A 14,315-nucleotide genomic window follows, 5' to 3' on the forward strand; every position below is an offset into this window, starting at 1 on the left:
CTCTCTGCCCCGTACGCTGGCAGGTATGGCGGAAGAGACCCGGCTAGCTCTCGTACGGCGAGCACGACGCATCAACCGTGCCCTTGCCGAGACCTACCCGTACGCGCACTGCGAACTCGACTTCGTGAACGCGTGGCAACTGTTGGTAGCAACGGTGCTCAGCGCGCAGACGACGGACCTACGGGTAAACCAGGTGACGCCCGGACTGTTCGACAAGTACCTCCGTCCCGCTGATCTCGCCGGGGCTGAGACTGCGGACGTAGAGGCTCTGATCCGTCCTACGGGGTTCTTCCGGGCCAAGACCCGAAGCATCACCGGCCTAGCCGCTGTCATCGTGGCCGACTACGACGGCATGGTGCCGCGCACCCTCGCTGACATGGTGAAACTCCCTGGTGTCGGCCGTAAGACAGCGTTCGTTGTGATGGGCAACGCGTGCGCGTGTGACGAGTGCCGGGCGGGTGCTGGCGACCATGGTGCTAATGTGCAGACCCCCTTCGGGCGGCCTGGCATCACCGTCGACACGCACTTCGGGCGGCTGGTGCGGCGCTGGAAGTGGACCGCGGAGACCGACCCGGACAAGGTCGAGACGGCGGTCGGCGAGCTCTTCCCGCAGAGCGACTGGACGATGCTGTCGCACCGGGTGATCTTCCACGGCCGCCGGATCTGCCACGCCCGCAAACCCGCCTGCGGCGCCTGCCCGATCGCCCCGCTGTGCCCTGCGTACGGGGAGGGCGAGACCGACCCGGACAAGGCCCGCAAGCTGCTGAAGTACGAGAAGGGCGGCTACCCGGGCCAGCGGCTGAACCCGCCGAAGGAGTATCTGGAGGCGGGCGGTCTGCCCGCGCCCCCGCTCGGTGCGGCCACCGCCTCCGGGACGGCCGGATGACGGCACCGGCACCCGTGCGCCGGGCGGTGCGTACGGGTCCGGTGAGGGCGGAACCATCCGCGGGGGCGTGGGCGTTGAGGTCGTATGGACGGGGGTGCCCATGACGCACACAGGCAACGGCGACTTCGGCGGCGAGCGGGATCTCGCGCGCGGCGGCGCCGACCGTGACACGTCCCGGAACGGCCGTGCGGGCCCGGGGCCAGGTCGTCCGGGGCCGGGTCACAGAGCGCGCCCGGTGGGCCGTTCCGCGCCCGCCCCGGGAGCCGTGGAGATGGCCTACGGGCCCTTCCAGGGCGCTGTGGAGGTCCACAGCGGCGGTCTTCCGCCCTGGCTCGCCCCCGTCGCCCGGGCCGCCGAGACCGTCGAGCCCACCCAGCTCAGCAGATTCCTGCCGCCCGAGGACGGCGCGGGCCGTCAGTCCGCGGTGCTGGTCCTGTTCGGTGAGGGGCGCCGGGGCCCCGAGCTGCTGCTGATGGAGCGCGCGGGCTCCCTGCGGTCGCACGCGGGCCAGCCCTCGTTCCCCGGCGGCGCCCTCGACCCCGCCGACGGCGATCCGCACGGCGAGGGCCCGGTGCGGGCCGCGCTGCGCGAGGCGTGGGAGGAGACCGGTCTCGATCCGCACGGGGTACAGATCTTCGGCGTGCTCCCCAAGCTGTACATCCCCGTGAGCGGCTTCGTCGTCGCCCCTGTCCTCGGCTGGTGGCGTGAGCCCAGCCCCGTCGGGGTCATGGACCCCGCCGAGACGGCCCGGGTGTTCACCGTCCCCGTGGCCGACCTCACGGACCCCGAGAAGCGGGCCACCGCCGTCCACCCCGCAGGGCACAGCGGTCCGGCCTTCCTCGTGGAGTCCGCTCTCGTCTGGGGCTTCACCGCCGGTGTCATCGACCGGCTGCTCCACTACGCGGGCTGGGAGCGCCCGTGGGACCGCTCCAGACAGGTCCCGCTCGACTGGCGCGCGTGATCCTGGGTGCGCCCGCGCGGACCCGGGGCGCCCGCGCGCGGACCCGTGCGTGACAAGGTGGGCGACCGTGCGGTGCGCGACAGGGGCCCCGGCGGGCCCGGCCACGGCACGGAAATGGCGGACGGCGAGGCAATGCGAGGCGTGAAACGGTGAATGTGCTGGACATCCTGCTGCTGGTGGCCGCCGTGTGGTTCGCGATCGTCGGCTACCGCCAGGGATTCGTCGTCGGCATCCTGTCGGTCATCGGTTTCCTCGGGGGCGGGCTCGTCGCCGTCTATCTGCTGCCGGTGGTCTGGGACGCGTTCACGGACGACGCGGAGGTCGGGACCACCGCGTCCATCGTCGCCGTCGTCATCGTCATCGTCTGCGCGTCGGTCGGCCAGGCGTTCACCACCCACCTGGGCAACCGGCTGCGCCGCCACATCACCTGGTCGCCCGCGCGCGTCCTGGACGCCACCGGGGGCGCCCTGGTCAACGTCCTGGCGATGCTGCTGGTCGCCTGGCTGATCGGCTCGGCCCTCGCCGGTACGACGCTGCCCACGGTCGGCAAGGAGGTCCGCGGCTCCCGGGTGCTGCTCGGGATCTCCGAGACGCTGCCCGACCAGGCCGACACCTGGTTCGACGACTTCTCCTCGATCCTCGCGCAGAACGGTTTCCCGCAGGTCTTCAACCGTTTCTCCAACGAGCCCATCACCGAGGTCAGCCCGCCCGACGAGGCCCTCGCCAGCAGCGCCGTCGCCACCAACGCCAAGCGCTCCATCGTGAAGGTCCTCGGCACGGCGAGCAGTTGCGACAAGATCCTCGAAGGCACGGGCTTCGTGTTCGCCGACCGCCGGGTGATGACCAACGCGCATGTCGTCGGAGGGGTCGACGAGCCCACGGTGCAGATAGGGGGTCTGGGCAGGCTCTACGACGCGAAGGTCGTGCTCTACGACTGGCGGCGGGACATCGCGGTGCTGGACGTGCCCGACCTCAAGGCGCCCCCGCTCCAGTTCGTCACCGACAAGGACGCGGTCAGCGGGGACGGCGCGATCGTCGCCGGGTTCCCCGAGAACGGCCGGTACGACGTGCGCCCCGCGCGCGTACGGGGGCGCATCACCGCGAACGGCCCCGACATCTACCACCGGGGCACCGTCCGCCGCGACGTCTACTCGCTGTACGCGACCGTCCGTCAGGGCAACTCGGGGGGACCGCTGCTGACGCCCGACGGGCGGGTGTACGGGGTGATCTTCGCGAAGTCGCTGGACGACCCCGATACGGGGTACGCGTTGACGGCCGACGAGGTGCGGGAGGACATCCGGCTCGGCCGGATGTCCCAGCAGGAGGTCGACAGCGACAGCTGCGCGTTGTAGCTTCCAGCTCGGTTTCGGGGTTCCCCGCGCTGGGCGTACTTGTCCCGGTGCGGGTCGCCCGTGGGGTGCGCAGTTCCCCGCGCCCCTGGACGCTGCCCCATCACAGTCGCTCTTCGGGTGCGGGTCCGCCCTCGTCTTTCGCGCAGTTCCCCGCGCCCCTTCGGGGGCGCCTCAGCCTCCGGGGCTCGTCCGTCAGCTGCGGAACCCCCACCCCGAAGAACCGACAGGGGCGCCCCAAAGGGGCGCGGGGAACTGCGCAAACCCGCGAGCGACGGCACAGGAAACACGTACGCCCAGCCGGGCGAACCCAGGGGCGCGAGGAACTGCGCACCCACGAACGACCCGCGCAGGGAACAGGTGCGCCCAGCCGGACAGACCTCGGGAGCGCAAGCGAAGGCGACCTGCGAGGAACTGCGCACCCACGAACGACCCGTACAGGGACAACCGCGCTCAGCCGGGAAGACCCAGGGGCGCGGGCAACCACGGGGGAACCGTCGAGCCGCCCGCACGGGAACCGCGCAAGAACCGTCGGGCTCCCCGCACGGGGCTCAGCTTCTGGTGTGGCGCAAGCGGGCCGAGACCCACCGCGCACGGCGCCGCAGAATGCGGGGGATACCGATCGCCTCCGCGGTGGCGCCACCCCCGCTCACGTCCTGTGCCCCGCTCCGCCGCATCGCACCCCGCCCGGGGGCCGAGCGGCGGTCGCGTGCAGTGTCACTGTGGTCGTGCGTCCAGCCCATACCCCGACGTGTGCCCGGGGTCCAAGGTCGGTAATCGTGCCGAGCGCCCCCAATCGGCCTATGCGGGAGGCAATTGGCCAGACGTCACACGGCTGCTCCCGGAGGCGGGGGTCAGCGGTCCGGCTCGGGGTCCTTCAGCCAGTTCACCAGCTCGGTGGAGAACGCCACGGGGTCCTCCTCATGGGGGAAGTGCCCGAGCCCGTCGAACAGCCGCCACCGGTAGGGCGCTTCGACGTACTCGCCGGAGCCCGCGGCGCTCCGCGTCCGCATCACCGGATCGAGGGAGCCGTGCAGATGCAGGGTGGGCACCCGCACCGGCCGCTTCATCCGCCGGTTGAACTGGATACCGTCGGGCCGCGCCAGCGACCGCACCATCCACCGGTACGGCTCGACCGCGCAGTGCGCCGTCGACGGGATGCACATGGCCCGCTGATACGTCTCCACCACCGGGTCGGAGGGGAACTCGCCGATCCCGGGCCCCGCCCAGTCCCGGATCAGACGCCCCACCAGGGCGCCCTCGTCCGCGACGAGCTGACGTTCCGGCAGCCAGGGCCGCTGGAATCCCCAGATATGGCCCCCGGCCGCGGTCTGCCGCGGGTCCGACAGCATCGCGGAGCGCCAGCGGCGCGGATGCGGCATCGAGGACACGGCGAGCCGCCGCACCAGCTTGGGCCGCATCACCGCCGCCGTCCACGCCAGATAGCCGCCGAGGTCGTGGCCCACCAGGGCCGCGTCCGGCTCGCCCAGCGACCGCACAACCCCGGTGATGTCGAGCGCGAGGTTCGCGGGGTCGTAGCCGCGTGGGGTGCGGTCGCTGCCGCCCACCCCGCGCAGATCCATCGCGACGGCCCGGAACCCGGCGTCGGCGAGCGCCACCAGCTGATGGCGCCAGGTCCACCAGAACTCGGGGAAGCCGTGCAGCAGCAGGACGAGCGGCCCGTCACCCAGCTCCGCGATATGGAAACGCGCGCCGTTGGCGGCGACGTCGCGGTGGGTCCATGGGCCCTCGATCCGTACGACCGAGGGAGGCTGCGCCGGAGGTGTGGCGGGGTCCGTCATGAGGTCGAGCGTGCCACAAGCTCGGGTGTTTCCAGGAACTCGTCGTCCTTGGGTGCCGGGCGCGGGTGAGGCTTGGCGTGCTGGAGCACGGCGGCCGTCTGCTTGGCCGACGCGGCGACCTTCTGCGGGCCCTTGCCCTTCTTGGCCTTCTTCGCGAAGGACACACCGATGAGCCCGAGCACGGCGGCGACGATGATGTTCGCGGCGAACGACAGCAGGAAGCACACGGAGATGTGCCAGCCGCTCCACGCCTGGATGCCGTACGCCAGGGCGAAACTGAGCATCGGCAGGGAGAAGAGCAGCACGGTCCCGGCGGCGATGAACGCGCCGCCGCTGAAGGCGCCGCGCTTGACGTCCTGCCGGAGCTGGGCCTTGGCCAGGGCGATCTCGTCGTGCACCAGTGCCGACATCTCGCTGGTGGCGCCGGCCACCAGGGTGCCGAGGCTGCGTTCGGCGCCGACGGGGGCGTCGGGTGCGCTCATCGCGTTCTTCCTCTCCTTGAGCTGCTCGGAGCCTCAGGGCTGCGAGCGCTGCTGCGGCTGATCCTCACATCCGCGGCGTCCGGGGAGCCGGACACCACGCGCGTCATCGCCGCCGCGAATCCGGTGCCCCGGCGATGAGGCCGTCCGGGGCCACGGACCGGGCGGTGCGGTCCCGGCCCGGGGGCCGGGGTCCCGGGGGCGGCCGGGGTTCCGCGGTGATGACGCTTTGATGTCAGATCATGCCGGACTGTCGGGGCTTCTGCCCGACCTGGGGGTAGGTCATGTCACCTGCTTCTGAGCTGCGGCCAAGGTGTCGTCATTGGTCGTTGTCGACCGTTGCTGGTCGTGCTCGGACGGCCCACAGGCGGCCCGGACCCGCGCCGGTCCTGGTGGCGACTTCGCAGGTAGAGGGGCCCCCTCTACCTGTCCCCGGATCACACCCGTGCAAGCGCCCCCTCTACCTGCCCTCTACCCGACCTCTCGAAGTAGAGGGGCCCCTCTACCCCGGTAGAGGGGGTGGTAGTGGGGTCTGACCTGCGAGGTAGGGGGGGTAGAGGGGGTCCGGGTGTTGTCGTCCCAGGGGCGTGGTGGGGGTTGTTTGGGGGAGGTAGGCGGGCAGGGAGGTGCCAGGGAGGCAGGGAGTTCTCCCTGTCCGCCTCCCTCTCGTGCCTCCCCACGCTGACCTGCGTCTACCGCCGGTTAGGGAGGCCAGGGAGGCAGGGAGGCGGGTCCGTGAAGGGGCCCGAAGCGGCGTTCAGGGGGCACTTTCGGGGGTGGTGGCCTGCCTCCCTCCGTGGGGGAGGTGTCCGTGGGAGGTCGTGGTGGCGGTTGCCGGAACCGGGGTCCGGAACCGTCGGAACCAGTACCGGAACCGACGTTGACCCCGTGCTTCCGTGGGTTGGGGGCGGGTGGACTTCGGGGCGGAACCGGGGGGCGGAACCGGCGGAACCGAGCGTGGTTCCGGTGGTTCCGGACCCCGGTTCCGCTGGTTCCGGTGCTGCGGTTCCGGGCCCTGGCTTGTCGCTTGTCGCTTGTCGCCCGACAGGCGACAAGCGGGGGGAGGGCCTGGTGCGTGGGGTGGTCTGACCTGGTGGGTGACAAGCGACAAGACAAGCGACAAGCGACAAGCCGCTTTTACCCGGGGCCGGTGGGGCGGTGGGCCTCCCGCCGGCCGAGTGCCGTGCGGCCATCGAGCGGGGCCGGTAAAAGCCGTGTCCCGGGTCATCATCGGCCGCGGCCGCGGCCGCGGCTGCGGCTTCGCCTGTCGCCGGTCCGGACGGGCTGGCCCTGTCACCTGTCATCCGCCTGTCACCTGTCACGCTCGGGGTGTCGTGGGCCTGTTCTGGCGCTGGAACATGCCTCTGACCTGGGGGTGACAGGTGACAGACAGGTGACAGGTGACAGGTGGATGACAGGCGGGGTGACAGGTCGTCGCGCCCCCGCTCCGGACCCGGATTGCCGCCTGCCCGGTGCGGTCGTGGTGGCTGATCTAGTGGGGCGTACTGGGTAGTGGGTAGTGGGGTCCCCACTGGGGGATGCCTGTTCAGGGGCCCTGTACGCCCCCCTAGGGCCGCTACTGGGTACTGGGGCGCTCCCCGTTCCCCAGTAGCTCCACGCGTTCTACTGGTTACTGGTTAGTGGAAACCTTTCCACTAACCAGTAGAACGGGGCTCAGGGGCTGCACGGAGCCTGTGAACAGGCCGTTTTCCAGTAGCCAGTAGCCAGTAGCCAGTAGCGGGGGCGGACAGGCAAGAGGAGCACCCGGTGCCCCGCCCGGGGGTGCTCCTCTTGTCTGTTCTGTTCGGGGCCTGACACCTGTCTGACGTCTGACACCGTCACGTCCCCGTGACACCGGAACCTCTAGGCGGGAGCGGGTGTCAGGGTGTCTGACACCCCGCCCTGACAGTCGTGTGACGCCTGGCCTGGCCGTGCCTGACACAGACGTGTGGGGACGCCTTCGGCGACGCCCTTCGGCTCGCCCACGTTGGCTCGCCCACAGGCTGTGGAGCGGCCTGCGGACTGTCCGGGGTGATGGTGATGCTCTTCAAGAGGGGGCGACGGCATGAGCACGCGTCGGCGCCCCCTCTCTGAAGAGCGTCTTCAACCACGTGCCAGGGATGTGGGGATCGGCCTTCGGCCGTGCGTTCCTTGGCAGCGAGCTGCGCTCGCGCGCGGTCCGGCCGGAGGGCCCTCCCCTGCTCGGCGCTCTGCCGGGAGCAGCACCCCGAGGACGGCATTCCAGGGGGCGGGGCCGCTCGGGGCACCGCCCACCTCCCCCCTTGGAAGGCCAGACCGTGGCCCCCGTTTCCTAAGAGGTGGTGGAGCGGTTCCGCTTCGCTGACTTCTTTCTCTTACTAGAGAGTTAGAGGGAGACAGTGTCCGCAGCGTCCGCAAGAAGATCGATATGCCGTCTGACCTGCGGTGATGATGCGGACGCTAAGAGAATTGCCTAGCGTCCGCCAGTGTCCGCAGCGTCCGGGCACTCTCAGTTACGTGCCGGTGTTTCCGCAGGTCAGGACGGCTCTTAGGGAGCGGCGGTGCGGACGCTGCGGACGCTGTCTCTCGTCCCGGGGGCATCGGAACCGGGGGTGCCGCATTTCGCTTTCGGTGTTCCAGCCGCCTGTGGGGAGCTCTGCGACAGGCGAAGAGGCCACCCCCGCCGGACCAGGCGAGGTGGCCTCTTCGCCTGTCTGCGAGGGAAAGAGCCACGTGGGAGGGGGGATGCCGGGTCGGAGGTCGAACGCACGCCTGAAGGGGCGCATGGCCGGGGCCGCACAAGCAAGAGGAGCACCCCGGGCGGCGTGGGGTGCTCCTCTTGCTTGTCGCCACCCCAAGGCCCTCCCTCGCGCTTGTGAGGACACCGGCCACTGCATCCCCCCTCCCACGTGGCTCTGTGGCCCTTGCCCCCTGAGTCCGCGAGGGCATCGAGGAGCGCGGTCCGACGCTCCGGATGGTGACGTTTCGTGTGGGGAGGCGATTGGGGAGGCGGGGAGTTCTCCCCTACCGCCTCCCCAACGGCGCCGCCCCAGCCTGACCAGTGCAGACCCCTATTTGGGGAGGCAGTGAGGCAGCCCGCGACGCCCTCAAAACCCCCAGCAGAGCCACTGCCCGCCCTTCTCCCTGGCTCCCCTCCCCAGAACGCACAGTGACCGTTATGACGAGCGCCACGGTCTGGCCTTCCAAGGGGGGAGGTGGGCGGTGCCCCGAGCGGCCCCGCCCCCTGGAATGCCGTCCTCGGGGTGCTGCTCCCCGCAGAGCGCCGAGCAGGGGAGGGCCCTCCGGCCGGACCGCGCGCGAGCGCAGCTCGCTGTCAAGGAACGCACGGCCGAAGGCCGATCCCCACACTGGTATGCAAATCAGAAGTAGTTGACGCAATCTCTAGCGCAATGCAAGCACGTCTTTCACCTTCTGCAGGGCCTTAGCGCATTCAATCATTGAGAGGTAATTGGTTTCAGCGTATTCGAATTCCTTTGCCAGCTTGACGACTTCCCTGCTGTCGGGTCCGAGGATCAGTTGAGCTGATGTTAGAACGGCGGAAATGCGAGGTGCAATTCCTTCGTGATATGCAGCCCTCATGGCAGATGTGTGATTTGTGTGCAGCTCTGCCCTCTGCCAAAACGACAACTGTGGGTGTCGGGTGTTGGAAGGGTCGAAGGCCTGCCAGTGTGCGCAGAATCCAAGGATTTCTATCCGGGCTGTCTCGACCTCGACGAGTAGCATTCCAACGTGATCGCTAGTTATTTTGGAGTCACGGGCAGCCATTATCTCTGCGTTCTTTTTCCAGGCGTGTAGTCCATCTACTGTGAAGGCGTCTGGTGAGGCGTCGATTATCTTTGAGCAGCTGAGGCAAAGCCAAATTGCGTTTTCCGGAGATTTCCGCTGTTCGGGAGTCATTGACGCGTCGAAGCGGGGACCTCCCTGACTTGCTGCTCTGATGTGGGCTGCGATTCCCAAATTGAGGAATTTGTCAATATGTACAGGGTCTGGCCTGTTGGTGAGGAGTCGGCATGTTGGATTGCTGCAACGATTCCCCGCTCGGTTTGCCACGGCTTTTTTGCTGGCAGCGGAAAAATCATCCCTATTGCCCACTGAATCCCCACTCCATCTAGAAATAAAGAAAACTGGCGTGGTGGGTCAAATGGGACCCGCCACGCCAGCATCAATCACAACTTGGCTTCGACAGGCTCCGGCAGCTGATTCACCCAGGCGCCGAGTACTTCGGTGGCCTGACCTCGAAGAGCCTCGCTCTGTACGGAGGTGATGAGGGTCCGGCGCTCAGACGCTTCCGCCAATTCGCGGTAGAACTGCACGTCCTCGAAGCCGCTGATTGCCACGTCCGTACTCGTCGCTCCGTAGACGAGTCGGGGCAGACGGGCCCAGTAGCAAGCCACGAGGCACATCGGGCAAGGCTCGCTGCTCGCGTACATGACGCCGTCTTCCATGAGGTGTCGCCCGAGCTTGGAACCGGCCTCCCTCAGTGCCATCACCTCAGCGTGCGCGGTGGGGTCCCGCAGCTCAACCACACTGCTGGTTCCCTCTCCGGCTACCTGCCCTTGAACTACGACGACAGCCCCGAAAGGAGTGCCGCCTTTATCGAGTGAGCGCTGCGAGAGTTCAATGGCGCGCTTCAGATGCCGCTCGTCGGCGCTGTTGAGCTGGGGTGCCATGCGTGGAGCTCCCTCCGGTTATTCATGACTTGTGGTGCGTCCACGGCTTCAAGGAGGCCACGAAGCGCAGTTCCGTTCGGTCGGCCGGATACTCCGCATCCGAGACCTCAACCACCCGGTCGGACTCGTCCAGCGAGATCCGACGGCAGATGAGCAATGGGACTCCATCGGGTAGGCCCCATGTCTGAGCCTCCACAGTGGTAGGCATGCGTCCGGTGACTTCGTCTACCACCGTCATGATCTCGATGCCCACGGTGGACAACTGGTGCATGGTGCCCCCCGGCCAGGGTTCCTTGCTCGGGTCAAGGAGGTCCGGGTTCCCCTCCAACAGCTCGACCGGGATGTACGACGTGCTGTGGGACAGAAGATTCCCAGTGCGCCGATCTGTGGATTCGTAGAGCCTCCTGAGCGCCGCTGAGCCCTCGGGGGCTCCCAGCGCTTGGGCAAGCTCAGCTTCGATCGTGATGATGTCGTACTCGGTTCTGAAGTCCTGGTCCTGGATGGACATCCCAAGGTTCGTCTCGGCTTCCCCAACGGCCGCACGTTCCACTTCGGGCTGCGCCGCTAGGTCTTTCTCCGCCTGGTGTCGCTCGGAGGAGCGAACGACTCGCGCCGGGGGGATTCGCACCCTTGGGGCCTTGCCGCGGCCGGCGGTGATGAGCCCTTGAGCCTTGAGGAGCGCGACGGCTCCCCGAGCGCTGTTCATCGAGGTGGACCACTGCTGACACAGCTCAGCGAGGGTCGGTAGGGAGTCGCCTGGCCGCAGGTCTCCCCGCTCGATCCGCATGCGGATGGCGTCTGCGATCTGCAACTGAATGGGTCGAGGTACTTCCGTCGGGCGAGGCTCCATGTCCCCATGATGCAACTTCGCGGGTTTGTGGGCAAACACTTGCGCCCGACCTTCCGGGTGGCTAATGTCCTGCCTAGTTCGCGGGTTTGCCCACAAACCTGCGAGTCCGAACTGGGAGCGGCTCCTACCGCCAAGCAGACAGCCGCTCCCGTGACCCTCGAAGGGGTGTGTCCATCATGCCTGGAACTGTTGTGGAGCGGCGTGCTGAAGCGGTGACGGTTGAGGTCAGCGTGACTGTTGATCTCGGGAGTCTGACGAGCGCGGAGCGGACGGTGGCGCTGTACGTCTCGGGCATGCCGAACCAGCGGCGGCGCTGCACTCCTGAGCAGTTGGCCGCGTGGCTTGTGCAGGGTGTCGAGCGGCTGGGGATGAACGAGATGCGGCGGTGGGCCCGCTTCTACTCGGGCCACCGGGCGCTGGAGGTCGCCCGTGTGATGCCCTCGGCGGTGCAGGCCCGGCACGAGCAGCGGTTCCCTAACGGTCGACGTCTGGAGTGGGCGTCCCAGATGAGCGCCAACTCGTTGTGGCGCTTCGAGATGAGCGCCGAAACGCTGGTCCGCAACCGTCGGGACATCGAGGTCGACGGGGAGTGCCCGTGCGGGGGTACGGCCACGATCGACTTCCCCGACTGCGACCCCGACTTTTCGTTCGGCCTGGTGTGCCCCGTTCACGGGGCGGCCACGATCGCCGCACACCAGGGGCGGATCTACTGATGGCCCGATCGGCAACCCGACCCGGTGTCCCGGAGGGGGAACGGTCTATGGCTGACCTGCGCATTCGCCCCCTCCGACCGGGCGCCCGGACGGCTCCCCACGTGCGCGGAATCGAGGCGGCATGAACACCACCCCCAAGCCCCTGAACGCCGTGAACGGCACCGTGAACACCGGCCCGATCGCCGTGAACGATCGACCCGCCCCCGTGAACGATCGACCTGCCCCCGTGAACGGATCGACCCCGACCGCGAACACCCGAAGCGAGCCCGTGAACGCCGTGGACGGGCCCCTGAACATCGAGAGCGGGCCCGTGAACAGTCGGTCGGCCGGTGCCGGTCGGGGGTCGGGTCCGGTCGAGGAGTCGGGCAAGAAGCCGCCCGCCGCCGCGCGGATCGTGGCCATGGCACGCGGGGAGTACCGGTTTGTCATGTCGCCGGACGGGCGTCCGTACGCGGTGGCGGTGGACGGGCCGAACATCGCCCTGCCGCTGCGGAACAAGGGCGGACTGCGTCAGCGGCTGGCCCGGAGGTTCGCGGACGCCTACCCCGGCGAGGTGGCCTCACAATCCGCCCTGGCCGATGCGATGACGGTGCTGGAGGGCATCGCGGAGGACAGCGACCCCGTACCCGTTCACCTGCGGGTGGGGAGCGTGCCCGGGGGTGGGATCGCGGTGGACCTGGGCACCGTCGACGGCCGTGCGGTCGTCGTCACCGCCACCGGATGGAACGTGGTCGACCGGGCCCCGGTGCTGTTCCGCCGCTCCGGGGCGATGGCCCCGATGCCGGAACCGGTGCTCGACGGCGACGGCCTGGCCAGGCTCCATGCCCTGTTGAACATGGACGGGTCGGCGTTCCGCCAGCTTGTCGCCTGGCTGGTCGCCGCGTGGATTCCCGACATCCCCCACCCGGCCCTGGTGTGCAAGGGCGAGCAGGGCACCGGCAAGTCCAAGGCGGCCCAGATGTTCATCAACCTCATCGACCCGTCACCGGCCGCCAAGCGCAGCCAGCCACGGGACGAGAAAGCGTGGTCACGGCAGGCGTTCAGCTCATGGGCGCTGTGCCTGGACAACGTGAGCGTCATCCCGCCGTGGCTGTCGGACACCCTGTGCAAGGCGGTGACCGGTGACGGGGTCGTAGACCGGGCCCTGTACACCGACGACGACGTGGTGGTCCTCACCTTCAAACGGGTACTGGCCCTCACCACGATCGACGCGGGAGCTCTGGCCGGGGACCTGGCCGAACGCGTCCTCATGCTCGACCTGCAACTCATCGACTCCTCCGAGCGGCGCTCGGAGGAGGAACTGGACGCCACGTTCGAGGCCGACCGCCCGGCGGTCCTCGGGGCCCTGTTCGATGTGCTCGCCTGTGTGCTGGCGGTCCTGCCCTCGGTGCGGCTGGACTCGATGCCCCGCATGGCGGACTTCGCCCGCGTCCTCGCCGCGGTCGACCAGACCCAGGGCTGGCACACCCTGGACGATTACCTCGCCACCTCCGCGAACGTCGCCACCGACGCGATGGAGGGCGACCCGTTCGCCATGGCCATCGCCCGCCTGGTCGACCAGGCAGGCACCTGGCAGGGCACAGCGGCCCAGTTGCTCGACATCCTGCCCGCGCCGCTCATCCGGCCCCCGAACTGGCCCAAGGACGCCACCCGCGCCAGCGGACGCGTCAAGCGGCTGGCCCCGCTCCTGCGGTCCATCGGGATCACCGTGGACGACACGCAGCGTAGCCGCGACCGCCACCGTCACCGGCTCATCACCCTCGCCCGCACCCCCGACGACGACCCCTCGGCGTCCACAGCGTCCGCACCCGAACAGGGCCCGCTCTGGCCCGGCGTCGCCCCCCTCGGACAGGGCAGCACCCCGCCTGACCAGCCCTGACACGGCCCGGCAACCCGGTGTCCGGGCCGCACGCCAGCGGCCCGGACACCCCGGAACCTGTGGACGCTGAAGCCGTCCCGCACCCACAGCGTCCACACCAGCGTCCACCCCTAACGCCCTGCCTGACCTGCGTAAACGCGGCCGTGCGGACGCTGGAGCGCTGCGGACGCTGCGATGCACCAACTCTCTAGGACGGCACCCCGGACCGACCCCCCGCACCGCACCACGGACACGAGGAGTCACCACCACCATGACCACACCAAAGCGCCGGCCGGACCCCCGCGACACCCTGCGCGCCGGACTCCCCGACCGCTACCTGACCCCCGACGACCTCGTCACCATGTTCAGCCTCCCGAGCGTCGAAACGGTCTACGCCTGGCGCCGCAAGGGCATCGGCCCGCCCGGCTTCCGCGTCGGCAAGTACATCCGCTTCAACCCCGCCGCCGTAGCGGCGTGGGAGGCAGCACAGACCACCGACCCCGCTGCCCGGCTCGTGGCCTGACGCACTGACCAGCGTGACCCGGGTGCGTCACGGCGTCACACCCCGACCGTGACGCCGTGACGCACCCCGCCACACCCTCGCCCGCACTGCCGCCCACCAGGGCGCTGACCAGCGTGACCCGGTGCGTCACACCCCCACCCGCACACCCAGCCGCACGCAGCCCGCACGGCATCCGCACACCCCGCACGGACACCCGCACGGACACCCGCACGGCGTGTCCGCCC

General features: G+C 69.2%; 12 protein-coding genes. 6 read left to right on the forward strand and 6 right to left on the reverse strand.

The features are described from left to right. The first annotated feature begins 25 nt into the window (after positions 1-25). The 3 genes from OG711_RS21745 (at position 26) to OG711_RS21755 (ending at position 3,199) form a co-directional block, all read left to right on the forward strand. Positions 26-886 carry an endonuclease III domain-containing protein gene (locus OG711_RS21745; protein ID WP_405673944.1) on the forward strand — a complete coding sequence of 287 codons (861 nt, stop codon included), beginning with the start codon at positions 26-28 and terminating at the stop codon, positions 884-886. Positions 887-1,157: 271 nt separating this feature from the next. Beyond that, a complete protein-coding gene (locus OG711_RS21750; protein WP_073795433.1) occupies positions 1,158-1,847 on the forward strand; it encodes an NUDIX hydrolase in 690 nt (229 codons plus the stop codon). 149 nt (positions 1,848-1,996) lie between these two features. Further along, a complete protein-coding gene (locus tag OG711_RS21755) occupies positions 1,997-3,199 on the forward strand; it encodes a MarP family serine protease (RefSeq protein WP_073795430.1) in 1,203 nt (400 codons plus the stop codon). 548 nt (positions 3,200-3,747) lie between these two features. Here the strand turns inward: OG711_RS21755 and OG711_RS21760 are convergent. The 6 genes from OG711_RS21760 to OG711_RS21785 form a co-directional block, all read right to left on the reverse strand. Beyond that, positions 3,748-3,939 carry a hypothetical protein gene (locus OG711_RS21760; RefSeq protein ID WP_073795427.1) on the reverse strand — a complete coding sequence of 64 codons (192 nt, stop codon included), beginning with the start codon at positions 3,937-3,939 and terminating at the stop codon, positions 3,748-3,750. Between the two features lie 111 nt (positions 3,940-4,050). Beyond that, complete coding sequence (locus OG711_RS21765; RefSeq protein ID WP_073795425.1) at positions 4,051-4,998, reverse strand: alpha/beta fold hydrolase; 948 nt, start codon at positions 4,996-4,998, stop codon at positions 4,051-4,053. Further along, positions 4,995-5,480, reverse strand: a complete 486-nt coding sequence (locus tag OG711_RS21770; RefSeq protein ID WP_073795422.1) for a phage holin family protein — start codon at positions 5,478-5,480, stop codon at positions 4,995-4,997. Before OG711_RS21770 ends, OG711_RS21765 begins: the two co-directional genes overlap by 4 nt. 3,378 nt (positions 5,481-8,858) lie before the next feature. Then, positions 8,859-9,434 (reverse strand): hypothetical protein, encoded by a 576-nt coding sequence (locus OG711_RS21775; RefSeq protein ID WP_329560123.1) that lies wholly within the window; start codon positions 9,432-9,434, stop codon positions 8,859-8,861. Positions 9,435-9,643: 209 nt separating this feature from the next. After that, positions 9,644-10,147 (reverse strand): nucleoside deaminase, encoded by a 504-nt coding sequence (locus tag OG711_RS21780; RefSeq protein ID WP_329560124.1) that lies wholly within the window; start codon positions 10,145-10,147, stop codon positions 9,644-9,646. 22 nt (positions 10,148-10,169) lie between these two features. Next, positions 10,170-10,997, reverse strand: coding sequence for a GntR family transcriptional regulator (locus tag OG711_RS21785; protein WP_329560125.1), 828 nt, complete (start codon positions 10,995-10,997; stop codon positions 10,170-10,172). A gap of 230 nt (positions 10,998-11,227) precedes the next feature. Here OG711_RS21785 and OG711_RS21790 point away from each other — a divergent pair, with 230 nt between their 5' ends. The 3 genes from OG711_RS21790 (at position 11,228) to OG711_RS21800 (ending at position 14,091) form a co-directional block, all read left to right on the forward strand. Beyond that, on the forward strand, positions 11,228-11,710 hold the full coding sequence (locus OG711_RS21790) for a hypothetical protein (protein ID WP_329560126.1): 483 nt from the start codon (positions 11,228-11,230) through the stop codon (positions 11,708-11,710). Positions 11,711-11,831: 121 nt separating this feature from the next. Beyond that, complete coding sequence (locus OG711_RS21795) at positions 11,832-13,589, forward strand: ATP-binding protein (protein ID WP_329560127.1); 1,758 nt, start codon at positions 11,832-11,834, stop codon at positions 13,587-13,589. Positions 13,590-13,839: 250 nt separating this feature from the next. Beyond that, entirely contained in the window at positions 13,840-14,091 is a 252-nt protein-coding gene (locus tag OG711_RS21800; protein ID WP_266517181.1) for a helix-turn-helix domain-containing protein, read from the forward strand. Positions 14,092-14,315 lie beyond the last annotated feature (224 nt).

It is taken from the genome of Streptomyces uncialis (genome assembly GCF_036250755.1).
GTDB classification, from domain to species: Bacteria; Actinomycetota; Actinomycetes; order Streptomycetales; family Streptomycetaceae; genus Streptomyces; species Streptomyces uncialis.

Coding starts and splice junctions, on each gene's coding strand:
- OG711_RS21745 (WP_405673944.1), top strand. CDS start 26: ATGGCGGAAGAGACCCGGCTAGCTCTCGTACGGCGAGCACGACGCATC.
- OG711_RS21750 (WP_073795433.1), top strand. CDS start 1,158: ATGGCCTACGGGCCCTTCCAGGGCGCTGTGGAGGTCCACAGCGGCGGT.
- OG711_RS21760 (WP_073795427.1), bottom strand. CDS start 3,939: ATGGGCTGGACGCACGACCACAGTGACACTGCACGCGACCGCCGCTCG.
- OG711_RS21765 (WP_073795425.1), bottom strand. CDS start 4,998: ATGACGGACCCCGCCACACCTCCGGCGCAGCCTCCCTCGGTCGTACGG.
- OG711_RS21770 (WP_073795422.1), bottom strand. CDS start 5,480: ATGAGCGCACCCGACGCCCCCGTCGGCGCCGAACGCAGCCTCGGCACC.
- OG711_RS21780 (WP_329560124.1), bottom strand. CDS start 10,147: ATGGCACCCCAGCTCAACAGCGCCGACGAGCGGCATCTGAAGCGCGCC.
- OG711_RS21785 (WP_329560125.1), bottom strand. CDS start 10,997: ATGGAGCCTCGCCCGACGGAAGTACCTCGACCCATTCAGTTGCAGATC.
- OG711_RS21795 (WP_329560127.1), top strand. CDS start 11,832: ATGAACACCACCCCCAAGCCCCTGAACGCCGTGAACGGCACCGTGAAC.
- OG711_RS21800 (WP_266517181.1), top strand. CDS start 13,840: ATGACCACACCAAAGCGCCGGCCGGACCCCCGCGACACCCTGCGCGCC.